Source organism: Kordiimonas marina (genome assembly GCF_023006325.1).
Taxonomy (GTDB): Bacteria; Pseudomonadota; Alphaproteobacteria; order Sphingomonadales; family Kordiimonadaceae; genus Kordiimonas; species Kordiimonas marina.
Genome location: NZ_JAINDF010000007.1, coordinates 147197 through 171746 on the forward strand (window position 1 = coordinate 147197; position 24550 = coordinate 171746).

Sequence of the window (24550 nt, forward strand, 5' to 3'; positions counted from 1 at the left end):
ACCGTGGCCCCACATGCTGACCGCTTGAAAGCTTTACGCGCCGAACTCAAGTCCCGTGACCTTGCCGGCTTCATCATTCCGCTCACTGACGAGCATATGAGCGAATATGTCGGCGCCTATGCCCAGCGCCTGGCGTGGGTGACCAATTTCACCGGGTCGGCCGGCAATGGCGTGGTGCTTCTGGACAAGGCCGCCGTGTTTGTCGATGGCCGCTATACCGTGCAGGTGGCCGAGCAGGTGGACGACGCGCTGTTTGAGCGTCACCACTTCATGGAATATCCGCTCCTCAAATGGATCACCGACCATGCGCCGAAGGGCAGCAAGGTCGGCTATGACCCCGAGCTCGCCACCGTCGCCTGGGAAGAAACCGCCCGCGCCGCGTTCGACGCCGCAGGCATCGGCCTTGTCGCGGTTGAGGGTAACCCGATCGACGCGGTCTGGACCGAGCAGCCGGAGGAGCCCCTCGCGCCCGCGGCCGTGCAGACGGATGAGTATGCCGGGCAGTCGGTGCAGGAAAAGCGCGCCGCCATCGCCGCCGAGCTCAAGGAAAAAGGCGCGGACGCCGCCGTTGTCACCATGCTCGACAGCGTCGCCTGGGCCTTCAACATCCGCGGCACCGACGTTGACAACACGCCGGTCACCCATGCCTTCGCGCTGCTGGGCGCGGACGAGCAGGCGACCCTGTTCATCAATAGCGCCAAGGTGACGGACGAAGTGCGCACCCACCTCGGGAACCATGTCCGCGTTGAGCCGCGTGAGGCTTTCTATGACACGCTGGCAGGCCTGGGCGCGGAGGGCAAAACCGTCCTCGTCGACCGCGCCACCAACAACGCCAAAGTGTTCAAGACCCTTCGGGATGCCGGTGCCAAGCTGGTGGAAGGGGCGGACCCCTGCATCATCCGTAAGGCTGTCAAGAACACCACCGAGCAACAGGGCAGCCGCGACGCCCACATCCGCGACGGCGCCGCCATCAGCGAATTCCTGTGCTGGCTTTCTTCGGAAGCGCCCAAGGGCACGGTCGATGAGCTCAAGGCCGTCGACACACTGTGGCAGTTCCGCCAGAAGCGCGCCATGCTGAAGGACACCAGCTTCGACACCATCTCGGGCGCCGGGCCGCACGCCGCGCTGCCGCACTACCGCGTTACGGAAGAAAGCAACCGGCCGCTGAAGATGGATGAAATCTATCTCGTCGACAGCGGCGGCCAGTATCTGGACGGCACCACGGACATCACCCGCACCATCATCGTCGGCACGCCGTCGGCTGAAATGAAGGACCGCTTCACCCGCGTCCTCAAGGGCCATATCGGCCTTTCAACCACGCGCTTCCCCAAGGGCACGCCGGGCATGGCGCTCGACACCATCGCGCGTGCGCCGCTCTGGCAGGCCGGGCTCGATTACGACCACGGCACCGGCCACGGCGTCGGCGCCTACCTCGCCGTCCACGAAGGCCCGCAGCGCATCGCCAAGGGCGCGTCCGACGTGCCGCTTCAGGAAGGCATGATCCTGTCGAACGAGCCGGGCTACTATAAGGCAGGCGCGTACGGCATCCGTATCGAGAACCTGGTGCTGGTCAAGAAAGTGCCGGGCGAACATGAGCGCGAGATGTTCGAGTTCGAAAACCTCACCTGGGCGCCGATCGACCGCAACCTGATCGATGTCGATCTGATGACCGACGCCGAGCTTGACTGGCTGAACGCCTACCATGCCGAGGTGCTCGCCAAGGTCGGCCCGCTGGTCGACGATATCACCAAGCCGTGGCTCGAAGCCGCCACCGCCCCGCTCACCCGCGCGGCCTAAGCCAAACTTCTCAGATATGAAAAAAGGGCGCGGGGAAATGATCCCTGCGCCCTTTTCTTCTAATCACCCGAAATTCAAAATCGTCAGAAAACGAAATCGCTGGCCCCGATGTCGGCGAGGGCGACGCCTTCCAGAAGGATAGTGTCGCCGCCCGCCACCGCGATCAGCACGTCACTGCCGGACTGGCTGATGGTGAGGTCGGCAAACGTAAGGCCGGTGGCCGAAAGGTCGAGCATATCGGTGCCGTCTTCAAAGTCGGCGACCCGGTCATGGCCCCAGTCGGTGCTGAAGACGAAGCTGTCAGCACCGCTGCCGCCCCGTAAGCTATCATCGCCCAGGCCGCCATCGAGCGTATCGGCCCCGGCGCCGCCGAACAACCGGTCCGCGCCGTCACCGCCTGAAAGGCTGTCATCGCCGAGCCCGCCATAGAGGCTGTCATCGCCCGCGCCGCCGTCCAGCGTATCGTTGGATTGGCTTGCGTCACCTCCACCGCCATAAAGCGTGTCGTTGCCGCCCTGGCCCATCACCAGATCGTTGCCCAAACCGCCGCCGAGCGTATCCGCGCCGCCGCCGCCATAGACGACATCGGCGCCATTGCCCGCCCAAGCGGCATTGGCACCGTCCTCCGCCTGGTTGCCGGTTTCCGAAAGCGAGATCAGCCCGTCCTCATTGTCATCGTTCCAGCTTCCGCCCACCAGCGTATCGTTACCGTCACCGCCACCCAATGTATCGGCGCCGGGGGTTGCCCCCGTCTCCGCGCCGCCGATGATCATGTCACGCCCCATGCCGCCCCGCAGGATATCGCGGCCCGCGCCGCCATCGAGCGTGTCTGTGGAAGCGCCGCCCATAACGGTGTCGTTCCCGGTGCCCCCCATCAGGTGCGACGCGCCGATCCCTGCTTCCGCGATATAGTCATTTCCGGCGCCACCATCGAGGATATTGCCGCCCTCTCCGCCGCTGTAGTTCCCATAGTGGCTGTCATAGTCGGTGGCCCCTAAAACCGTATCGTCGCCATCCCCGCCATGGAGCGTGCTATTGCCGCCGCTCATCAGCGTGTCATTGCCGCTGCGCCCATAGAGCAGGTCCCCCATGCCGCTGAGGGAATCGGCGGCGGCACCCCCGCTCAGCATTTTGTAGGCGGCGTCCCGGTCATCGATATAAAGGGCTTGGGTCGGGTTGAAGACAAAGTCACCCGCGCTCAGGTCCGCGGCGGTGGCCCCGCTCAGGACCAGCGTGGTATCGCTCGCGTCCGCGGACTGCTGGCCAGCGCCTTCCGCCAGCGTGATCACCGTGTCGGTGCCGACCTGGGTTAGCACGAGATCACCGAAGCTGATGGCCAGCAGGCTCATGTCGATCTTGTCGCTGCCGACCTCGAAATCGCCGATGGTATCGCTGCCCCAGAAGGTGTCGAAAACGAAGGTGTCGCTGCCGTCGCCGCCAATCAGATGATCATCGCCCGTGCCGCCCTGAAGGGTGTCGTCGCCCGCGCCGCCGTCAAGGTCATTGTTGCCATAATAATCCGTCAGCTCATCGTTGCCGTCGCCGCCCAGAAGGCTATCTTTACCCTCTGCCCCGATCAGCACGTCGTCGCCATTGCCGCCATCGAGCGTGTCATCGCCTTTGCCGCCCGATAGATGGTCATTGCCATTTTCACCGAGGAGGACGTCATTGCCGTCGGCGCTGCCGGCATTGCCGTCATTCCCGGCGAGCACATCGTCGCCGTTGCCGCCTTCAAGGCTGTCATTCCCGGCGTCACCATAGAGAAGATCATTGCCGCCCAGGCCGGTGAGCGTGTCATCGCCCGCACCGCCTGAAATCGTATCGTTGTTGCTGGTACCCTCGAGCGTGTCGTTCTGGTCTGTGCCTTCAAGCGCCAATGGCGCCGCTGACAGATATGTCATGTCGGACCCTTTTATTTTTGTGCCGCCCGGCCCTGCCGGGGGGCTTTGTATAATTGTCAACGCGCCGCCTGAGGCTTGCCTTCCCTGAAAAAGGGTCGCGGCAAGCCGGGCCGGGCGTCAAATGGCTACTCATGAAAATATTGAAAGCGTATCGGGCTGGGGCACCCGGTCAAGCGCATCGATGGTTTACAGCCCGTCATGGGCGGCGCAAGCGGAGCTTTTCCAGACATGAAAAGAGGGCGCGGGGGGATGATCCCTGCGCCCTTTTTTTCGTCACCCGACGTTTGCGAAGCAGGCGTTTACACCACCTGACCGGCGGGTCCAGGAACACCCCGCCTCCCTGTCATGCTGAACTTGTTTCAGCATCCATGCAATGCTTGCACCCGCTTCGCCTGTCGCCATGTTCCCTAGACCCTGTTTGCGAAGCTGGCCTTGGCCAAACAAGTTCAGGGTGACGGCGAGGACGGAAAAGGTTCGTCACCTGAATTCCTTGAACTTGTGCCGTAGTTGTTCTTCTTGTTTGACGAACCAATTATCGAACGCAAGTTTTTGAAGCGTGCGCATTTCCAGCTCTTTCCGCAACAGGCCCAAATACAGTTCCGGTACGTACCTGCTAAGTCGATAGTGAGCGGCAATGTTATGGTTATATATGGTCCGATACATAACGACCACCGTAAGAGCACCAATCACCAACGCGGCATAAGGCATGCCCTTTTCATAGTTCAGAGCGATCACCAACCCAGACATGCCCAACATCATGCTCAGGGCACGCGCAACCAAGGCCTTCGCCAACTTGCGCTCAACATCCTCCAACTGAAATTCATCTGCCATTTTCATGTGAGCTCCTGCCCTCACCCCTTGCTGTAGGCCTGCTCGCCCATGATGTAGGTGTGGGCGATGGTGCGGTCGTCGCCGAGCATGGCGAGGACGAACAGGGTTTCCTCGATGTTCTTGCAGGTCTTCAGTCGCCGGGCGAGCAGGGGCGTCGGCGCGAGGTCCAGCACCAGGAAATCGGCTTCCTTGCCGGGCTCGAAATTGCCTACATGCTCGCCCATGTTGAGCGCGCGGGCGCCGCCGAGGGTGGCGAGATAGAAGGCCTTGAAGGCATCCAGCTTGTGGCCCTTGAGGTGGCAGACCTTATAGGCTTCGTCCATGGTCTCCAAGATCGAGAAGCTGGTGCCCGCGCCGACATCGGTGCCGAGGCCGACCTTCACGCCGTATTTCTCGGCCTCCTTCAGGCTGAACAGGCCGCTGCCGAGGAACAGGTTGGAGGTCGGGCAGAAGGCGATGGCCGCGTCGGCCTCCGCCATGCGTTGATATTCGGGGCCATCCAGATGGATGCAGTGGGCGAACACCGAACGGTCGGTCAGGAGGCCAAAGCGGGCGTAAACGTCCAGATAGCCGTCCGCGTCCGGGTACAGCTCCTTCACCCAGGCGATCTCATCGGCATTTTCGGAAAGATGCGTGTGCATCAAGACGTCCGGATACTCCTCAAGGATTTTCCCGGCGCGGGTCAGTTGGTCATCCGAACACGCCGGGGCGAAACGCGGGGTGACGGCATAGGTCAGCCGCCCCTTACCGTGCCACGCTTCAATGAGCGCGCGGCTGTCGGCGTCGCCACTTTCGGCGGTGTCGCGCACGGCGTCCGGCACGTTCCTATCCATCAGCGCTTTCCCGGCGGCGATGCGCATGTCGCGCTTGTGGGCGGCGGCGAACAAAGCGTCGGTCGCGCCCTTGTGCACCGTGCCGTAGACGAGCGCGGTGGTGGTGCCGTTCCGCATCAGCTCATCAAGGAAAAATTCCGCGCACTCGGCCGCGTGCGCCGGGTCCGCGAACTTGGCTTCCTCGGGGAAGGTATAGCGGTTGAGCCAGTCCAGAAGCTTCTCGCCGTAGGACGCGATCATATCGAGCTGCGGGTAATGGATGTGGGTATCGACAAACCCCGGCACGATCAGCCCGCCGGTGTGGTCCGTCACCTCGGCATCCGCAGGCAGCGTGGGCGCGAGGTCGGCATAGGCGCCCGCCTTTTGCACATGACCGTCCTCGACGATCAGGAGACCGTCGACCTCATACTGATGGCTCGCCTCCGCGCCCACAAGGGCCGGGTCCTCGGTAAGATGAAACAGCGCACCGCGGTAAGCTTTGACCGACACATTCAATCCTTCGGTTTGACTCTCCGGGGGCCTTCCGGTCCCCCTCGGAACATTCGCAAAAGCCGCACCGAAACCGGTCACGCGATTGCATGAAACCGTATCAGATTTTCGGGGCGGAAGGGCAGGGAAATTCTCGCGAAGACTTTAATCCTGACCATTTGGTCAGCATGTGGACCAACTGTTGCGGCTGCAACAGTTTTTGAGGGGGGATGCAACAGTTTCAGGCAGGCCGTGCAACAGGTCGGGTCAACCCTGGGTTCTGTTGCTCAGCGAGCGGACATCGACCGCGACCATGATCTTGTTGATCGTCCCCGCATCATCATAAAGCGGCAGGTAAAGCGCGACGCCTTCCATATGCTTGCGGTTGGGCGCGAACGCAGGCGTCAGGGTCAGCTGCGGTTCGTTGGTTTCCAGCACCAGCCCGGCCATATGATAGATGCGCTGAATGGCCTTCGGGTTCCGCATATCAGCGATATCCTTGCCGGAAATCTCGCCATAATGCTCGACCACGAAAGTGCCGATCAGCCGGACGATCAGCTGGAAAGCGTCCTCCGTCGGCACCACATCCATCAGCACCGTATGGTCGATGAAGCGCGCCAGGTCCGGCGGGTTGATGTCCGCGCGGGCCGGCAGGCGGCCGTCCTTCTGCAGGGCATGCCAATAATCATGGAAAAAATCGGCGACGGCATTTTTACCGGCTATATCGTCCCCGGTATAGACAGCGAAGTCGCCGAAAACCGTTTCGTCATGGTCCAGGACCTTGTCGTCAAGACTGAACACGTACACCCCTCATTACCCCACGCGCAGGTCCATCCCCGCCTGGCGCTTCCCCTCTGTTATAGCATACGGATGCGCTACCACTAGTGGAAATTCTGTTCCCTATTCAAACCGCAAAATGATACTGAGCCCGGCCATGAAATAGAGAAGCGGGGTGGAAAGCGTGGCCAGAAGCGGCGGCACGATGCCCATGCTGCCCATCGCAACCATATAGTTTTCCACGACGAAATAGCTGAAACCAATGGCCATGCCGAGCACGACACGGGCGATGCCCGAGCCCATCCTGGGCGGCCCGAACGCCACGAACGCGCCGAGGAGCGGCATGATCAGGGTTGCAAGCGCGCGGGTGAAGCGGTGGAGGAGCGCGGTGTCGAGCTCGAAGGTTTTCACCCCCACGGCCTTGAGCGCCCGGATCGCCCGGTAGAGCGGGCCGATGCGTTCCTGGTCCGGCTTGTCGATATGGGAATAGATGCGTTCGAGCGGCACATTGAGCCGGTGCACTTCCTGCGCCGCCGCAGTCATCTGGCCGTCGGTCAGGTCGAAATGGCGGACGCCATAAAAGGTCCAGTCCGGCCCGCCGGTTTCATTGACCGCGAAGTCGGCGGAAATGCTTTGGGTCAACAGCCCCCGGGCATCGCGCCGGTAGAGTGAGACGGTATCGAGAAGCGCATGGTTGCCCGCGCGCGTGGCCGAGCGTGCCTCCAGCACAAGCCCCTTGTCTTCGATCCAGACATCCTGGCGGCCTTCAGGCGGCGTCATCGCCGAGACGCTATAATCGTTGGATTGCCAGTAGGCGAGCTTGGCCGAAACGTCCACGACGACAAAATCATGAAACAGGATATGGACGATGACGATAAAGCCAGCGGCCAGGTACATCGGTGCCATGATCTGGCCCGGGGCAAGACCCGCGGCGCGCATGACAATCACCTCGCTATGCTGGTTGAGCCCGGCCAGCGTGAACAGCGTCGCCATCAAGGCCGCAAACGGCATGAACTGGCTGATCAGCTCAGGCGCCCGCCACTGGACATACTGGATAAGCGAGGCTGCGGTCGCGCCCTTGGCAGCCAAAAGCTCATCCGTCTTGTTCATCAGGTCGATCGCCTGCAACAGCACCACCAGCAGAAACAGCATGGCGAGATAGCGGGTGAGGAACAGCCGCACCACATAGGCCGCGAGCTCTTTCGACGGCAGCATCACCCGCCGCATGTGCCGGAGCCGCATCATGCCGACTGCCCTTCAGGCTTGCGCCGGAAAAGTTTGGTCACCCGGCCGATAGTGCCAGCCCAAACGATTTCGGCATAGGCCACGGCGTTGAAGCCCGGTTTCTCGGCCACGCCATAAAAGAGCGCGAGCGCGAAGACTGAGAAAACACCGAACAGCGGATACATGCTGGCCCAGGGCGACAGCTCCCCCGAACTCACGGCCCCTACGGCCCAAATCTCCAGCAGCTTGTGATAGAGCACAATCACGAAAATGCCGAGCGCCGGGCCCGCGCCCGAAGGCTGGCGCCGGTTGGTCACCCCAAAGGCAACCGCGAGGAACGGCAGCGCCAGAAACGTCAGCGTATGGATAAGCCGGTAATGGAAGTTGGCCCGGTATTCCCGGTAGCTGTGGCTGGTCTTGTCCTGGGCATTTTTGAGGATGGAGATCAGCTCCCCAAAGGTCGCTTCATGTTTCTCAGCACCGCGGGCCCGGAAGGCCGTCGCCTTCGGCAGCGGAATGACGATGTCCTGCAACTCGAAGTTCAAGACGCCGGGATGGTCGACGCCTGCGCGCACCACCATCTGGCGGCCGTGTTCGAGCCTCAGGACCATGCTGTCCGGGTCAGGCCCGCGCATGAACTTGCCCTTCTCGGCAGTGAAGGTAGAGCGGTTTCCCTGCTTGTCCCGGTAGGCGACGAACAAATCCCCGAGCTCGGCCCCGCCGTCGGCGGTGGTGCCGATCCTGAGCTTCACATTCTTCGAGACACTGACGAATTTTCCTGCTGGCACCCGCGCGCCCAGAAGACCAGCCTGAAGTTCGTACCGCAGTTCCTGATAGCCATATTGGGCATAGGGCTGGATATAGGCGAGGATGGCGAAATTGATCAACATCATGACGACGCCGAGGCCGTAAACTGGCCGGAGAAGCCGCCAGTGCGACATGCCGGTGGCCTGCATCGTGTCCATCTCGCTGGAGAGCGACAGCTTGCGGTAGGCGAGAACAGCACCGAGGAACAGGCTGAGCGGCAGCGCGAGGCTCAGATACTGCGGCAGCAGGAACGCCAGCATCCGCCACACCACGTCGACCGGGCCGTTTTCATTGAGGACGAAATCGAGAAGCCGGAGCATTTGTTCAAGAAGCAGCAACAGCGCCGCGACCAGAAGGCTCATCGCCATCGGCACAAAGGCTGTTTTCAGGATATAGCGGTCCAGGCTTCCCATCCGGCCTCTCATGCCCCCTTTCCGTGACGGTTCGTGCGGCGCAATTTACGCTGTTTCGGTCGCCATGTCATCGTCCGGCTGGTCCTCAGCCGTGTCCAATGGCACACGCTTCAGATCATGCATGGACGTGCCGACAAAAGCGATAGCATTGAGCAGTTGCGACAAAGCCCCACCGGCCAGGAACATCCCCGCCACCACCGCCTCAGGGGCATCCAGATAGCCCATAAGCGTGAGGCCAAGCCCGGCAAGCAGCAGGTCGGTATTCGGCAGGAACGGTACACGCGTCAGCACAAGCTGCGCCGTCAGGAACATCAGCCAGGCGCTGAAAGGCACCGACGGCAGCACTACCGCCCACTGCGCCGTCTGCAACAGCAGCATAACAACGAGCCGGACAAGGTGAATGAGGAACACCCGCCGCGCCACCTGAGGCTCCAGCGAAATGATATGCTCGCGGAACTTCACCACCACCGGCACCAGGATCGCGCCCACAAGCACGGCCAGAACCAGATACATTTTATAGTCCGGCGAAGCCTTGGTGATGACGCTCAGCTCACCTGTCAGGAAAAAGACCGCAAGCAGAATGACCGTGAAACTGTTCGACGCCAGCGCCGACAGGATGTTGCTGTCCTTGACGGTGGCGAAAATCCGTTTGGTGGAGAGGGGCAAGCGTTTCCGCGCCCAGAAGGCGAGATAGGCCTCTCCGGTATAACTGAGCACCGCAAAATTATAGACGCGCTTGCGCACGAAAATGCTGAAATGCCGCCAGAGCGGCGCATCCCACATGGATTGATAAACCAGGATTTCGAACGCCGGAAAGATGAAATACATCACCAGGAGAATGACATAGAACCACGGCGTGGTGGGCAAGGCCGCCCACACTTCATGCCAGCCGATTTCGCTAAGCCGGTAGCCAAGGAAACCGATGACCGCCAGCATGAAGACGCCCTGCAACAGCTTGAGCGCCCGCATAAAAGAGCGGCTTTCCTGAAGCGCCTTGAGCCCTTCAGCGGTAAAAAGTGATTTAATACGCTGCACGTGTCTGCCTTGTTCTTATGGTTTATAAGCCCCGGCAAAAGGGCTGTTGCCGCCGTTATTCGGCGGCGGCAAATTCTGGTTCGGACGGGGTCTGCAGCCCGGCATTCCTGAGCCGGTAGGTCGCGACCGCTTCCTGATACTGATCCAGAAGCGCGCCGAGCACGGCTTCCCAGGTATAGGGAGCACTGCCTTCAAGGCTCGCATCCGACATGCGGGCATAAAGCGCTTCGTCTTCAATGAGCGCGGTCAGCTTTTCGGCGAAGGCTTCGATGTTGCCCGGCTCAACCAGGAAACCTGAAACATTGTCATCCACAAGCGTCCGGCTGCCGGTGGCATCGGCGCAAACCGCCGGAATACCGGAGGCCATCGCTTCCAGGGTCACATTGCCGAAAGTTTCGGTAATGCTGGCGTTGAAGAAAACGTCCGACGAGGCATAGGCGCGGGCAAGCGCATCGCCCTGCAAATAGCCGGTGAACACCGCTTCGGGCAGACGCTTCTCGAACCGCTCGCGCTCCGGCCCTTCGCCGACGATCAGCGCGCGGAAGGGCACGCCCTTCGCCTTGAGCGCATCAAGCGTATCGGCGAAAACGCCAAGACCCTTTTCAAGCACCAGGCGGCCGACGAAGGTGATGACCTTCTCGTCATCCTGGATGCCGAGCGACCGGCGCCAGTCCATATCGCGCTGGTTCTTGTTAAAGAGCCCACCTTCGACACCGCGGCTCCAGATCCGGAGGTCCTTGGCCATGGCCTGTTCCTTCAGGATTTCGACCATGCTTTCACTAGGCACATAGACATGCTCACAGCTTTTGTAGAAGCGGCGCATCAGGGCGGTGATATATTTCTCCGCCCAGCCCATGTGATAATAGCGCGGGTAAGTATCGAAGCGCGTGTGGAACGAGGCCACGGACGGCACGAAATTGCGGCGCGCCCAACGAAGCGCGGCATGGCCGAGAAGATCCGGCGCCGACACATGAATGAGGTCCGGGCGGAAAGCGGTGAGGCGGCGGCGGACGCTCGCCGGCATCCCAAGCGCAATCCGGTATTCGCTGCGGCCCGGCAGGGCCACGGAGGGAACGGAAATCAGCGTACCATTATGGGGGAAGGCAGCTTCCTTGGCGGTCGGCGCGAACACGAGCACTTCAATGCCCTGGCTTTCCAGGAAAGCCACAAGCTTGTTGAGGGCACGGACAGGGCCGTCCATCACATAATTATAGTTGCCCGAAAAAAGCGCGACACGACGCGGCCGAGACGAATGACTGTCAAAGGGCATTGTCTATCCCATAGTTTAGGGGCGCCAAGCGCCCTGTTGACCCCAAGCTATACAGCCCTGACCGTCTTCCTTCACGATCAGCCCCCCGCACACTTCAAGCCATACATAAACATACATGGACATGCCTTATGTCCGCCTCTGGCTACAGGATTTCAAGATTCACATAAAGTGAAAACCCATTCTGATGGCCAGCAGTTTTGGCACCCTGCCGCAACTTGGTGGCAGAAATGCGGCGCACCATATCCCTTAAACCCTTAGTCCGGCAAGCCAAAACCTAGGTCAAGATAGCCAAAGGCGTCAATATTCCGGTGAATAATGGCCGCCTCGGATGAAGCGGCATGGGCAAAGCTGTCGCGGCCGAGATGATAAGCCCCGACAAAATAACGGATACTTCCGTCCTTGTTGTCCGCAAGCGGCAAGATCAAGGCGTCATTCCGGTTGACCTTGCCGTCCCGCATGAGAAGGCTTTCGCTGATGTAAAATCCCGCCGGTGTCGCCGCAATATTGCGGTACACACGGGCAATCGCCTCCTGCTGGGCCGGCGGAGACAGCGAAACGGTGTTGGCGCCCGTCAGCCCACCGCCGAACATTTCGTCCACCCGGCTGCCGGCAAGGCGGATATGGACTGTATCCGCGTCAATCAGTTCCGAAATAATCAGGCATGGCAGAACAGTCTTGAGGGCCTGCATCCTCAGGCTGGCCTTGGGCGGAACCTGCCCGCTTGCCGCCTGGAACTGCGCCTCCCAGGCACCCCACAACCCTTTCAGCACCTCCCTCTCCCGCAGAAGCGAGAGGGATTCCGCCTTAAGGTCATGCCGGGCATGGGGCGCTGGAATGGCGTTTGAGGTCGTATCTGTCATAGGCACCTGATGGGCCGGCTCATGGGCCAGCAGCTCTGTTTTTCCCTGCTATCATGCCATATCAGAAGTCAACAATCTCTGAATCATGTCGGTCTTTTGACACGAATGCAGGCAAACCGGCGACCATGTGCCGCAGAGCAGCCTTCACCTCCTTATTTTACTTGTGGTCACTTTAGCGTTATAAGCCGCGCCAGAATTTGTGACCTTCTGCCGATTATCAGGAAGACCCATGGCCCAATATCTGATTGCTGCGCTTTATAAGTTCGTCAGCCTGCCGCATTTTGAAACGCTCCGGGAGCCGATCCTCAAGCTGTGCACGGACGCTGGTGTCAAGGGTACGCTCCTCCTGGCCAAAGAAGGCATCAACGGCACCATCGCCGGGCCTGAGGCTGGCCTCCGTCATGTGCTGGCGTCCCTGCGCGCCATGCCGGACTTCGCGGACCTCGTCCATAAGGAAAGCTGGTCCGAAGACGAGCCCTTCTACCGCATGAAGGTGCGGCTGAAGAAAGAAATCGTCACCATGGGCGTGGGCGGCATCGACCCCAACAAGATCGTCGGCACCTATGTGAAGCCGAAGGATTGGAACGACCTGATTTCCGACCCCGAGGTCGTGCTTATCGACACCCGCAACGACTATGAAGTCGCGATCGGCACCTTCAAGGGCGCGGTGGACCCGAAGACCAAAAGCTTCCGCGAGTTCCCCGCCTGGGTCGAAGCGCAGAAGACCCTGCACAACAAGCCCAAGGTGGCCATGTTCTGCACCGGCGGCATCCGCTGTGAAAAATCGACCGCCTATATGAAGGAGCAGGGCTTCGAGGATGTCTATCACCTCGAAGGCGGCATCCTGAAATATCTTGAGGAAGTCCCGGCAGACGAAAGCCTGTGGCAGGGCGAATGTTTCGTGTTCGACGAGCGCGTGTCCGTCGGTCATGGCCTGGTGCCGGGGCCGTATGACATGTGCCGCGCCTGCCGCCGTCCGATTGACGAGACGGACAAAGCCTCGCCTGACTTCGAACGCGGCGTCAGCTGCCCGCACTGCGTGCACGAAACCACGGATGAACAGAAGGCCCGCTACCGCGAACGCCAGCATCAGGTCGATCTCGCCCAAGCCCGCGGCGAGGCCCATATCGGCGCCACGCGCAATGCCGACACTGATGACGCACGGGATGACGTGCGGATCGAAGGGCAGGAATAAGGGAAAGTCTGGTTGCTGGGTGGGACCTGACCGGCCTAGGAGGGGCTGCACTTTGCCGAAGCAGAGCGCGCCACATCTCCTATACGCTTGAAACCATGTCGTGACCGGGCATGTTTCGCCATCTTTTCTAACACCGACTGTACCAGCGCTTGCGCGCTCCTCCGACAACCGGTGCGACCAAAGGTGTCCCCCTTGCGATTAACCGAAGATTAACCCTATTTCGCCGGACCGCGCCCCTAAACCTTGGTTTATCAGGCTTTGGGCGTTGATGAGACCCACGGAAACGGCTAGAAATGCTAAAACCCATACGATTTGAAGGAGTATTTGAGGATGAGCAAGGCAGCACGGGTAAAATGGGCGGGTGACCTGACCTTTGTCGGCGAATCTCCGTCCGGCCACGCGGTGGTCATGGATGGTGGTGCAGCCAACGGCGGCCGGGACCATGCCATCCGTCCGATGGAAATGCTGATCCTCGGCATGGGCGGCTGCTCCTCGATCGACGTGGTGATGATCCTGAAGAAGGCGCGCCAGAAACTGGTCGACTGCTACGTGGATATCGACAGCGAACGCGCGGACGAGCACCCGAAGGTGTTCAAGAAAATCCACGCGCATTTCGTGCTCACCGGGCATGACCTCGATCCCGCCCATGTGGAGCGCGCGGTGAAGCTTTCGATGGAAAAATACTGCTCGGCCTCCGCCCAGCTCGGCGCACTTGCCGAGATCACCTGGGATTATGAGTGCCACCCGGCGGAATAAGCTCCCGCGGAAGCCTTAAAGGCTGACGGTGACCTGTTCGTCCGCCGTCAACTCATGCTCCACACAGTTATCGCCCTCACCGATACGGTCGATGACCAGAAAGTCACTGACCGCCTCCAAGGCAAGGCTGAAATGATGCCACGTACCGGGGTGATAATTCACCCCCTGCCCCGGCATTGCCTTGAACACCCGCATCTTCGCCGCATCGAACGCCCCCTTGGGTGCGACCACCACAAGGTAGGGGTACGCCCCAAGCGGCATGAAGGCCTGGCTCGATAGCGGGTGATATTCCATCACGCGGATGGTGATGGGGCCGTCAACCGGTGTCGAACGGAACAGGCTGACGCCAACACGCCCGCCATCCGCCCCGCAGTCGATGGCGGCAAGATCATGGTAGCGTTCGGTCTGGCCGTAATTGATCGGGAAATGGCGCGCAGCATCATTCACCTCGATCACATCCCCGAAGGGGCGGAAGGCTTCCGCCGTCAGGGGCTCTGCTTTTACCGTCCGCACCACCGTCTCCTCATCGTTTCGCGCCGTCGGCGATCCATTTACCGAGAAGCGCGCGTTCTTCATCGGTCATCCCGGTTTCATTGCCGAGCGGCATGATGTCGGCATCGACCGCCTGCATCTTGATCCTGGGCGCATATTGCTGGATCAGCGCCGGGTCGTCAAAGCGCACGCCCATGGGCGCTTCCTCGAACCCCTCATGGGTCGGGTGCGCCGAATGGCACATGACGCAGTGTTTGGTGATAATCGCCTGAACCTGGGAAAACTGCACGTCACCCGTCGCCACCTTGCTTTTCCCGGCCGAAACCGCGGCGAAGATCATCGTGCCGATGAAGAAGACAGCGGCCAGCACCACCACGCCCGGGTGCGCCTTACCCTTGTGCTTGAGGTTGAAATAGTGCCGGATGGTAATACCCGCGAGCGACAGCCCCGCCAACACCAGCCAGTTGTTCGGGTTCGAGAAGACCATCGGATAATGGTTGCTGACCATGATCAGCAAGACCGGCAGGGTCATGTAATTATTGTGGAGCGAGCGCTGCTTACCCATCTGGCCGAGGCGTGGGTCCGGCGCCTCACCGGCCGTGAGCGCCGCCACCACCTTCTTCTGGTTGGGAATGATCACCATGAAGACGTTGGCGGCCATCGCCGTGCCGACCATGGCACCGACCTGGATGAAGGCTGCACGGTCACTGAAGATATGGGTGAGCGCATAAGCCGCCGCCAGCATCACGCCAAACCAGACGATACCGAAGGCCTTGTTGTTGCGCCCGAGCGGTGACCGGCACAGGCCGTCATAGACGAACCAGCCGCCGATGATGAAGGCGAGGCTGATGCCGATGGCCTCACTTTGCGTCAGCGCCATCTTGGCCTTGTCGATCAGAAAGAGGTTGGCGCCGTAATAATAGATTACGGCCAGAAGCGCGAAGCCGCTCATCCAGGTGAAATAAGCTTCCCATTTGAACCAGTGCAGCTTCTCGGGCATCGCTTCCGGCGCCACGGCATATTTCTGCTGGTGATAGAAGCCGCCGCCATGGACCGACCATAGCTCCCCCGACATGCCGGGCTTCGGGTCCTTCGGCTTTTCGAGGTTATTGTCGAGCCAGATGAAATAGAAGGAGGAGCCGATCCAGGCGATACCGGTGATGATATGCAGCCAGCGGATCGCCAGGTTGAGCCAGGGCATGATGTCTAGGTCCACGGGGTCTTCCTTCCTGACGGTCTCAGCAGATCTCAGCCTGCTCGTAATCCAGTATCAGTTCGTAAGCGGGGCGCGTCAAAAACTCCTCGAGCACGTCATCCATGACGAGGCAGCGGAACAGCGCCGCCGCATCGGTAAGCTTGGCCTTGCCGGTGAAGCGCGCCCCTTCAAGTGCCACGACTTCCTCCGCCTGAATGGCTTCAATGAGCGCGGCATCAATCACCCGGCCATCCGACAGCCAGGCGCCGTGCGTGCGCCACTGCCATACCTGGGTGCGGCTGATCTCGGCGGTGGCGGCATCCTCCATCAGATTATGGATCGGCACACAGCCCATGCCGTCAAGCCAGGCCGCGAGGTACAGGAGCCCGACATTGATGTTGGCGCGGAGCCCGGCTTCGGTGATCTCCCCCTCAGGGACCGCCAGCAGGTCGGCGGCGCTGACCGCAACATCTTCGCGCGAAACCTCAAGCTGGTTCGGCCCCGGCATCACACGGTCGAACACATCGCGCGCGGTCGGGATCAGCCCCGGATGCGCGACCCAGGTGCCGTCATGGCCTGCCGCCGCCTCACGCTCCTTGTCGGCGCGGACCTTACCGGTCGCTGCCGCATTCGCCGCCGCGTCGCCCTTGATCGGGATCTGCGCCGCCATGCCGCCCATGGCGTGCGCGCCCCGGCGGTGGCAGGTTTTGATGAGGAGCTCGGAATAGGCCTTCAGGAACGGCTGGTCCATGGTGACCTGGGCCCGGTCCGGCAGCACGAAATCGGCGCGGCGGGCAAAGCGTTTGATGACATTGAAAATATAGTCCCAGCGCCCGCAATTGAGCCCGACGATATGATCCCGGAGCTCATAGAGGATTTCATCCATCTGGAACGCGGCGGTGATGGTCTCAATCAGCACCGTCACGCGCACGCTGCCGCGCGGGAGGGCGAGCCTGTCTTCGGCGAAAGCGATCACCTCTTCCCAGAGGCGGGCTTCGAGATAATGCTCCATCTTCGGCAGGTAGAAGTAGGGCCCAACACCCTTTTCAAGTTGTGCCTTGGCGTTATGGAACAGGAACAGCGCGAAATCGAAGAAACCAGCGGAGACGGGAACGCCGTCCAGATAGACATGCTTTTCTTCCATATGCAGCCCGCGCGGCCGTACCAGAAGAACGGCGGTCTTGTCAGCGAGCTTATACTGCTTGCCGCTTTCCGGGTTTTCGTAAGCGATCGTCCCCATGACGGCATCCCGCAGGTTCACCTGCCCCGCAATCATGTTGGCCCATGTCGGGGTGGAGCTATCCTCAAAGTCGGCCATGAAACAGTTGGCGCCACTGTTAAGCGCGTTGATCACCATCTTGCGGTCGACGGGGCCGGTGATTTCAACCCGGCGGTCCAGAAGCGCGGAAGGGGCTGGGCGGACTTTCCAGTCTGCAGCACGGATCTCAGCGGTTTCGGGGAGAAATTGAGGGAAGTCTCCGCCGTCGAACCGTGCCTGAACCTGTGTGCGGGCCGCGACTAGCTTACGTCGGCGCGACCCGAACCGGTGTTCAACCTCGGCGACAAACGCCAAAGCCTCGTCGGTCAGAATTTCAGCCATGCGGGGAACGTCATGGCCGGTAACGACGAGGCCGTCAGCCTCAACCGGTTTGGTAATCATGGGTTTCGCCCCGCCCCTTCGTTGCCTCTGGTTTGCTTCTGAAGCCTCAAAGGCCCTTAGGGAAGGAAACGCCAATTTCCTTCGAAGCAGCGGCCACCCTACATCTACAATACAGGGACGATAATCATGATAATCTCTTAGGTTTTTCAAAATATTTTTGATAATAAAACCTCATGGACGTTTTGGACGACATGGCGGTCTTCATTCGGGTGGTGGAAAAGGGCAGCTTTTCCGCGGCGGGGCGGGAGCTGCGCATGTCGCCCGCGCTGGTTTCCAGCCGCATCGCCCGGCTGGAGCGGCATCTGGGCGTGCGTCTGTTTAACCGTACCACGCGCAAGGTAGGCGTGACCGATGCCGGGCGCCGCTATTATGAGGACTGCCTGGATATCCGCCGCCGGGTCGCGGAAGCCGAAGCCCGGTTGATGGAAGACGACGGCGCGCCCAAGGGGGTGCTCAGGCTGACCTGTGGCACCGGCTTCGCGAACACATTCATGACCCGCACGCTGCCCGCCTTCAGCGAAAAGTACCCGGATATTCAACTGCAGTATCAGATGACCGACCGGCTTATCGACCTCCTCGAAGACGGCATGGATGTCGGCCTGCGCACCGGCCCCCTGGTCGACACCAGCCTGAAGGCCCGCGTGCTGGCGCCTAGCCCGCGTTATATTTTCGCCGCGCCCGATTATCTCGCCCGCCACGGCGTGCCGCAGACACCGCATGACCTTGTAAACCACAAGTGCCTGCTGCTGCGCTTTCCGGGTTCACGCCAGTTCCGCTGGCGATTTGAAGGGCCCGACGGCGGGTATGAGCTGGCGCTCAGCGGTACGCTCGACAGCACCAGCGGCGCGGTCCTCAAGGACTGGGCGCTGATGGGCGCCGGGCTCATCATGAAGGATTATTTCGAGGTCGCCGATGAAGTGGCGAGAGGCAAGCTCAAGATCGTGCTCGCGGGTCATATGCCGACGGATTCATACCTGAGCGCGCTATACCCCTATGACCGCTACACCCCGCCGCGCGTGCGCGCCTTCATCGATTTCCTCGCCGCGGAAGTGAAGGCCGACCCGCGCTTCGGCGACACCGCGCCCCCCGCAAACGCCTTCGCTTAAATCTTCACAACCCTCGTCATTCGCCGGCTTGACCGGCGAACCCAGGAACACCGACATAAGCCGGTAAATACCGTGTTCCTGGACCCGCCGATCAAGTCGGCGGGTGACGAAAAGAAAAGGGCAGCTACAATATTTAGGGTCTAAGCATCAGAAGCTGGGCCACGACGGAGGCCGCGATAACCGACGGTTCCTTGCCCTTGATGTCCGGAAGGCCGATCGGGCAGGTAAGGTTCGGCAGGTCGTCTTCAGTGATCACCCGTTCGCGGAGCATCCGGTTTTCAAACCGGGCGCGTTTGGTGCGGGAGCCGATAAGCCCGCAGTAAGCAGCATCCCCCCGGGCGAGCACGGCCGCGGTGAGGTCATAATCGAGCGGATGGCTGTGGGTGAAGATCAGGAAATGGCTGCCCGGTTCCGCGCCCTGCACGATCGCGACAGGATCGTCCGTCACTTCAGCACGGATATGCGGCGCGGTCTCAGCCGGGAATTCGTCCGCCCGCGCATCGACCCAGACGACGTTATAGTCGAGCGGCGCCAGCGCGCGCGCCACCGCGCGGCCGACATGGCCGGCGCCGAACATATAAAGCCGGTGACGGCCCCGGCTCGCCAGCCGCGCCTCAGCCGCCGCTTCATCCAGCTTTTCGAAATTCAGCTCCACCCGGCCGCCGCAGCATTGGTCGAGCGCTGGGCCGAGCGCATAGCTTTCGCTGAAGCCTTCCTGGGCCCCATCCGCCAGCAGGGTGCGGGCTTCCAGAATAGCCTGATACTCCAACGCGCCACCACCGATGGTGCCGAGGATATGGTCGGCTCCCACCCACATGGCGGCGCCCGCCTCACGCGGTGCCGAGCCCTTGGTTTCAGCGACTGTCACCCACACACCGGGGTTGGCCATATTATCCCTCGCGCATTGCCGTGACCGCCTTCAACACTTCCTCCGGCGTGGCAGGGGCGTTGAGGGTCGGCCAGCTTTTATAGCCGCTTACGGCGGAGATTGCATCCGCAAGTGCGAGGAAAACCGAGTTGGCCAGCATGAAGGGCGGCTCGCCCACGGCCTTCGACCGGTGGATCGTCGCCTCGACATTACGCCCCTTACTGTAGAGTGCGATATTCATCTCATCCGGCCGGTCGCTGCAGGCGGGGATTTTGTAGGTTGATGGCGCGTGGGTCGTCAGACGGCCACGGGTATCGAACACCAGCTCCTCGGTCGTCAGCCAGCCCATGCCCTGGATGAAGCCGCCCTCGATCTGCCCGCGGTCGATGGCCGGATTGAGGGACCGCCCGGTGTCATGCAGGATGTCCACCCGGTCGACCTTATATTCGCCGGTGAGCGTGTCGATGGTGACTTCGCTGAGCGCGGCACCGTAGCAGAAATAGAGGAACGGCCGCCCCTTGTGGACGCTGCGGTCATAATGGATTTTCGGCGTCTTGTAGAAGCCGGTGGAGGACAGAGAGACCCGGTTCAGGTAGGCGTCCTTCGCGATGTCCGCGAACGCCAGTTCCCGGTTTTCCACATAGACATGGCCCGCGCGGAAGGTGACCCGGTCTTTCGGGCACGCGTATTTTTCCGCGAGGAAATCGATCAGCCGCGCCTTGATGCGGCGCGCGGCATCCAGCGCCGCCATGCCGTTGAGGTCCGAGCCTGAAGACGCCGCGGTCGCTGAGGTGTTCGGCACCTTGGCGGTGGTGGTGGCGGTGATTTTGATATGGTCGATATCGATCTGGAATTCCTCGGCCACCACCTGTGCCACCTTGACGAACAGGCCCTGCCCCATCTCGGTGCCGCCGTGGTTGAGGTGCACGCTGCCGTCGGCGTAGACATGGACGAGCGCTCCCGCCTGGTTGAGGTGCTGGGTGGTGAAGCTGATGCCGAATTTGACCGGCGTGAGCGCGAGGCCCTTCTTGAGGTAGGGGCTGCCTTCATTGAAGGCGCGCACAGCCGCCTTGCGCATGTCATAGCCCGTGCTTGCCTTCAGCTCGGCGATCAGCTCGGGCGCGATATTGTCCTCGACCGTCATGCCGTAGGGCGTGGTGTCCCGGCCTTTGCCGCCATAAAGGTTGGCCTCGCGGACCGCGACCGGGTCTTTCCCGAGCGTATGGGCGATGCGTCCCATCACCGCCTCGATCCCCAGCATGCCCTGCGGGCCGCCGAAGCCGCGGAAGGCTGTGTTGGACACCGTGTGGGTTTTCATGCGCTTGCTTTCGATGCGCACGTCGCCGAGGTAATAGCAGTTATCGACATGGAACATGGCGCGGTCGTTGATCGCGGGCGACAGGTCGGTCGAGCGGCCACAGCGCGAGGCAAGCCCCACCTTCATGCCACTGATACGGCCGTCATCGTCGAAGCCGACCTCATAATCATATTTGAAATCGTGGCGCTTGCCGGTGATGACCATATCGTCGTCCCGGTCGAGCCGCAGCTTGGCCGGGCGTCCGGTTTTCACCGCTGCGAGCGCCGCCATGGCCGCGAACATCGCCGGGTGGGTTTCCTTGCCGCCGAAGCCGCCGCCCATGCGCCGCACCTCCACCGTCACCGCGTTGGTCGGCCGCCCGAGCACGTGGGCGACCAGATGCTGCACTTCCGACGGGTGCTGGGTCGAGGAGAAAACATGGACGTCGCCGTCTTCGAGGGGGCTCGCCAGCGCGATCTGGCCCTCAAGATAGAAGTGATCCTGTCCGCCGATGCGGAAGCTGCCCTTGAGCGTATGCTTGGCGGCTTTGAGCCCCGCGTCGGCATCGCCCTGCGCCATCACCTGCGCCGGTTCGATCATCGAACCAGCCTCCAGCGCGGCATCAATGCTCAGGAGCGCGGGCAGTTCTTCATAAGCCACCACCGCCTTCATCGCTGCCGCGAACGCCTGCTCCCGGCTGTCCGCCGCGACCGCGAAGATCGGCTGGCCGACATACTCGACGAAATCGGTGGCGAACAGCGGGTCATCGCCCGCGAACGGGCTGACATCATTATGGCCGGGGATGTCCTTGGCGCTCAGCACACAGGCGACACCGTCGGCTGCGCGCACCGGCGCAAGATCCATCTCGACTAAGCGCGCGTGCGGCCGCTCACTCATCGCCACATAGATATGGAGGAGGTTTTTGGGTTCCGGCAGGTCGTCGATATAGTGCGCCGTGCCCGCGACATGCTTATGGGCGCTATCGTGCCTCAGCTCGGTGTGCACCGCGCCCTTGATGTCGGAAACACGTGGCCCTTTGGTATTCTCAAGCATGGGCCAGCTCCTTGTCGCCAACAAGGCGGGTATCCGCCGTCCCGGTCGTCTCGACGAAGGCTTTCATCAGGAGGTTCCGGGCCGCGCGGAGCCGATATTCGGCTGACGCGCGCATGTCGGACAGTGGTGTATAATCCTCCGCCATCGCGACCATGCCCCTGGCCACCGTCTCGCGCGTCCAGGGTTTGCCGGTGATGGCCGCTTCGGTCTTTTCCGCGCGTTTGGGTGTCGCCGCCATGCCGCCGAAGGCAATGCGCGCCTTGGTCACCATACCGTCCTCAAGGGTCAGCGCGAAGGCGCCGCAGACGGCGGAGATATCCTGGTCGAAGCGCTTGGAAAGCTTGTAGGCGCGGTATTTCAGCCCCTCAGCCGGTTTAGGCACGATGATGCGGACGACAAATTCGCCGAGCGCGCGGTCCTGCTGGCCGTAGGTAATGAAATAATCCTCCAGCGGGATCGTGCGTTCCTCCGCGCCCCAGCGCAACACCAGCTTGGCCCCCGCGGCAATGAGCGCGGGCATGCTGTCCCCGATCGGTGAGCCGTTGGCGATATTGCCGCCGAGCGTACCGCTGTTGCGGATCTGCACCGAGGCGAAACGGCGGAACAATTCACCCATATCGCCATAGTGGTTGCCCAGAAGCTCCATGGCGTCAGCCACTGAAACACCGGCTCCAATCTCTAACGACTCGGACGACTCGCGAGTCATCTTCAATTCCGGCACATCGCCGAGAGAAATCAGCGTCTCCAGCTCACGGTGCTGTTTGGTCACCCACAGGCCGACATCGGTGCCGCCCGCGAGGAACGTGGCGTCCGGATAGGCGACGGCGAGGTCGGCCAGCGCCCCAATTGTTACGGGTGCGAAATATTTCTTTTCCCCGCCGGTGAGCTTGCTGACGGCGCTGAGGCTCAGCGTGTCCATGCGCCGGATCGCCTTCAGCGCTTTCGCGGCGGCCGCAACGTCCGGCAGGTCATCCGGCGCGATCGTGTGCATCCGCTCCGCCGCCTCGATGATCGGGCCATAGCCGGTGCAGCGGCACAGGTTACCGGCGAGCGCGTCCTTAATCCGTGCCCGACTGGGGTTCGGGCCTTCGAGATAAAGCGCGTAAAGCGACATAACAAAGCCCGGCGTGCAGAAACCACACTGGGAACCGTGGGTTTCAACCAGCGCCTGCTGGACCGGATGCAAGCCACCGTCCCGGCCCTTCAGGCTTTCGACCGTCAGCAGCTCCTTGCCGTCCAAGGTCGGCAGGAACAGGATGCAGGCGTTGACCGCGCGGTAGCGCACGCCACCGTCCCCCTGAAGCTCGCCCACCACCACGGTGCAGGCGCCGCAGTCGCCCTCGGCGCAGCCTTCCTTGGTGCCGGTGCGGCCAAGGCCGTAGCGCAGGTAATTAAGGAGCGTCTCGGTCGGGTCCGGGTTCTGGACTTCATGAACCCGGCCGTCGAGGATGAATTTAACCGTTCCCGTCACGTCAGCTACCCCGGTAGGTGCTATAGCCGTAGGGCGAGATCAGAAGCGGCACATGATAGTGCGCGCCCGCGTCCGCAATGCCGAACCGGACCGGCACCACATCGAGGAACGCGGGCTCGGTGAGCGCGATACCCCGGGCGCGGAAATAATCCCCGGCCGCGAACTCCAGCTGATACTGGCCCGGCACCATATCGGTACCTTCAAGGAGCGCCCCGTCCACCCGGCCGTCGGCATTGGTGGTCGCGGTCCTGACAAGGTCCATGCCCGTCTCCGTCAGCCGGTAAAGCTTGATCGCGATCATCTGCCCCGGCCGGCCGGACGCCGTATCCAGGACATGGGTGGTCAGCCGTCCCATAGATTTCCTCATAAAGTCTGCCCGACATGCAGGCCGTCAGGGTGAACACTGACCGATCCGTCAGCTTCTGTAAAGTCGATCGTAAACATTTTTGATATTAAATTGTTGACAATCTTGTGCGCCCCGCGAGAATTCAGGCCATAAGGTCCACCCTTCGGAAGAGTATCAGCATGAGCCGAGAGGCCGCCAAACCCGTGTTCCAGCCTGCCGTTCTCACGGAGGAAGATGTCTGCCGCCGCGTGCGCGACAGCGTGCTCGAACAGCGCCTGGCGCCCGGCACGCGGCTGACGGAAGACAAGCTCTGCACCGTCTTCGGCGTCAACCGCACGGTGGTGCGCCGCGCCTTCCTGCTCCTCAGCCGGGACAAGATCGTCCATCTGGAAAAGAACAAGGGCGCCGTGGTCGCAACCCCGACCCCCGAAGAGGCCGACGAAGTGTTCGAGGCCCGACGCGTGGTCGAAAGTGCGCTGATCACCCAGGCGGCAACCCGCGCGACACCGGCGGATTTCGAAGGCTTACGCACCCACCTCAAGACCGAGAAGGCCGCGCTGGCTGAGGCCGACATCGCCCGCTGGATCAGGCTGACCGGGGAGTTCCATATCCTCCTCGCCCGGCTGGGCGGCAACGCGCCGATGCTGGCCTTCCTCGAACAGCTGGTGTTCCAGACCTCGCTGATCATCGCGCTTTACGGCAAGGCGGGCGCGCCCAGCAATTGCCGCGGCGATGACCATGAACGGCTGGTAACCGCGCTTGAACAGGGCCGCCCCGAGGACGCCATCCGGCTTTTGACCGACCACCTCAACAGCATCGAAGCCGGGCTCGATTTCGTCCCGCGCGACGACACCCAGGACCTGCACCAGATTTTCGCAGCCTCAGCCGGCTGACC

General features: G+C 61.6%; 21 protein-coding genes. 5 read left to right on the plus strand and 16 right to left on the minus strand.

Features of this window, described 5'->3' with window-relative positions; all coding sequences use genetic code 11:
* The first annotated feature begins 3 nt into the window (after positions 1–3).
* A complete protein-coding gene (locus K6118_RS15890) occupies positions 4–1797 on the plus strand; it encodes an aminopeptidase P family protein (protein ID WP_247121472.1) in 1794 nt (597 codons plus the stop codon).
* A gap of 83 nt (positions 1798–1880) precedes the next feature.
* Here the strand turns inward: K6118_RS15890 and K6118_RS17415 are convergent, their stop codons facing one another.
* The 9 genes from K6118_RS17415 to K6118_RS15945 all read right to left on the minus strand — a co-directional run bounded on the left by K6118_RS17415 (position 1881) and on the right by K6118_RS15945 (position 12216).
* A complete protein-coding gene (locus K6118_RS17415; RefSeq protein WP_281500853.1) occupies positions 1881–3698 on the minus strand; it encodes a calcium-binding protein in 1818 nt (605 codons plus the stop codon).
* A gap of 477 nt (positions 3699–4175) precedes the next feature.
* Positions 4176–4535, minus strand: coding sequence for a hypothetical protein (locus K6118_RS15910; RefSeq protein ID WP_247121473.1), 360 nt, complete (start codon positions 4533–4535; stop codon positions 4176–4178).
* A gap of 14 nt (positions 4536–4549) precedes the next feature.
* Positions 4550–5851: a guanine deaminase gene (gene guaD, locus K6118_RS15915; RefSeq protein ID WP_247121474.1), complete on the minus strand. Its 1302-nt coding sequence runs from the start codon at positions 5849–5851 to the stop codon at positions 4550–4552.
* A gap of 246 nt (positions 5852–6097) precedes the next feature.
* On the minus strand, positions 6098–6631 hold the full coding sequence (locus K6118_RS15920) for a PAS domain-containing protein (RefSeq protein WP_247121475.1): 534 nt from the start codon (positions 6629–6631) through the stop codon (positions 6098–6100).
* 99 nt (positions 6632–6730) lie between these two features.
* Entirely contained in the window at positions 6731–7852 is a 1122-nt protein-coding gene (locus K6118_RS15925) for an LptF/LptG family permease (RefSeq protein WP_247121476.1), read from the minus strand.
* Positions 7849–9051, minus strand: coding sequence for an LptF/LptG family permease (locus tag K6118_RS15930; RefSeq protein WP_247121477.1), 1203 nt, complete (start codon positions 9049–9051; stop codon positions 7849–7851). Before K6118_RS15930 ends, K6118_RS15925 begins: the two co-directional genes overlap by 4 nt.
* 45 nt (positions 9052–9096) lie before the next feature.
* A complete protein-coding gene (locus K6118_RS15935; protein ID WP_247121478.1) occupies positions 9097–10086 on the minus strand; it encodes a hypothetical protein in 990 nt (329 codons plus the stop codon).
* A gap of 55 nt (positions 10087–10141) precedes the next feature.
* Positions 10142–11356, minus strand: a complete 1215-nt coding sequence (locus K6118_RS15940) for a glycosyltransferase family 4 protein (protein ID WP_247121479.1) — start codon at positions 11354–11356, stop codon at positions 10142–10144.
* A 254-nt stretch (positions 11357–11610) separates the two neighbouring features.
* Positions 11611–12216, minus strand: coding sequence for a PAS domain-containing protein (locus K6118_RS15945; RefSeq protein ID WP_247121480.1), 606 nt, complete (start codon positions 12214–12216; stop codon positions 11611–11613).
* Positions 12217–12445: 229 nt separating this feature from the next.
* Between K6118_RS15945 and trhO the strand changes: the two genes are divergently transcribed.
* Positions 12446–13411 carry an oxygen-dependent tRNA uridine(34) hydroxylase TrhO gene (gene trhO / locus K6118_RS15950; protein WP_247121481.1) on the plus strand — a complete coding sequence of 322 codons (966 nt, stop codon included), beginning with the start codon at positions 12446–12448 and terminating at the stop codon, positions 13409–13411.
* A 330-nt stretch (positions 13412–13741) separates the two neighbouring features.
* Complete coding sequence (locus K6118_RS15955; RefSeq protein ID WP_247121482.1) at positions 13742–14167, plus strand: OsmC family protein; 426 nt, start codon at positions 13742–13744, stop codon at positions 14165–14167.
* A gap of 15 nt (positions 14168–14182) precedes the next feature.
* Here K6118_RS15955 and K6118_RS15960 read toward each other — a convergent pair whose 3' ends face one another.
* Genes K6118_RS15960 through aceB form a run of 3 tightly spaced genes read right to left on the minus strand, consistent with a single transcriptional unit; the run spans position 14183 to position 17514 of the window.
* A complete protein-coding gene (locus K6118_RS15960; RefSeq protein WP_247121483.1) occupies positions 14183–14680 on the minus strand; it encodes an ureidoglycolate lyase in 498 nt (165 codons plus the stop codon).
* Between the two features lie 10 nt (positions 14681–14690).
* Positions 14691–15875, minus strand: a complete 1185-nt coding sequence (locus K6118_RS15965) for a urate hydroxylase PuuD (RefSeq protein ID WP_247121484.1) — start codon at positions 15873–15875, stop codon at positions 14691–14693.
* A 22-nt stretch (positions 15876–15897) separates the two neighbouring features.
* Positions 15898–17514 (minus strand): malate synthase A, encoded by a 1617-nt coding sequence (gene aceB / locus K6118_RS15970; protein ID WP_247121485.1) that lies wholly within the window; start codon positions 17512–17514, stop codon positions 15898–15900.
* A gap of 173 nt (positions 17515–17687) precedes the next feature.
* Between aceB and K6118_RS15975 the strand changes: the two genes are divergently transcribed.
* Positions 17688–18620 carry a LysR family transcriptional regulator gene (locus tag K6118_RS15975; RefSeq protein WP_247121486.1) on the plus strand — a complete coding sequence of 311 codons (933 nt, stop codon included), beginning with the start codon at positions 17688–17690 and terminating at the stop codon, positions 18618–18620.
* Between the two features lie 133 nt (positions 18621–18753).
* Here the strand turns inward: K6118_RS15975 and xdhC are convergent, their stop codons facing one another.
* Genes xdhC through uraH form a run of 4 tightly spaced genes read right to left on the minus strand, consistent with a single transcriptional unit; the run spans position 18754 to position 23664 of the window.
* Positions 18754–19509, minus strand: coding sequence for a xanthine dehydrogenase accessory protein XdhC (gene xdhC / locus K6118_RS15980; RefSeq protein ID WP_247121487.1), 756 nt, complete (start codon positions 19507–19509; stop codon positions 18754–18756).
* 1 nt (position 19510) lies between these two features.
* Complete coding sequence (gene xdhB / locus K6118_RS15985) at positions 19511–21838, minus strand: xanthine dehydrogenase molybdopterin binding subunit (RefSeq protein WP_247121488.1); 2328 nt, start codon at positions 21836–21838, stop codon at positions 19511–19513.
* Positions 21831–23309 carry a xanthine dehydrogenase small subunit gene (gene xdhA / locus K6118_RS15990; RefSeq protein WP_247121489.1) on the minus strand — a complete coding sequence of 493 codons (1479 nt, stop codon included), beginning with the start codon at positions 23307–23309 and terminating at the stop codon, positions 21831–21833. The genes xdhB and xdhA overlap by 8 nt, the downstream gene beginning before the upstream one ends.
* Position 23310: 1 nt before the next feature.
* Positions 23311–23664 carry a hydroxyisourate hydrolase gene (gene uraH / locus K6118_RS15995; RefSeq protein ID WP_247121490.1) on the minus strand — a complete coding sequence of 118 codons (354 nt, stop codon included), beginning with the start codon at positions 23662–23664 and terminating at the stop codon, positions 23311–23313.
* Positions 23665–23834: 170 nt separating this feature from the next.
* Between uraH and K6118_RS16000 the strand changes: the two genes are divergently transcribed.
* Positions 23835–24548, plus strand: a complete 714-nt coding sequence (locus K6118_RS16000) for a GntR family transcriptional regulator (protein WP_247121491.1) — start codon at positions 23835–23837, stop codon at positions 24546–24548.
* Positions 24549–24550: the final 2 nt, after the last annotated feature.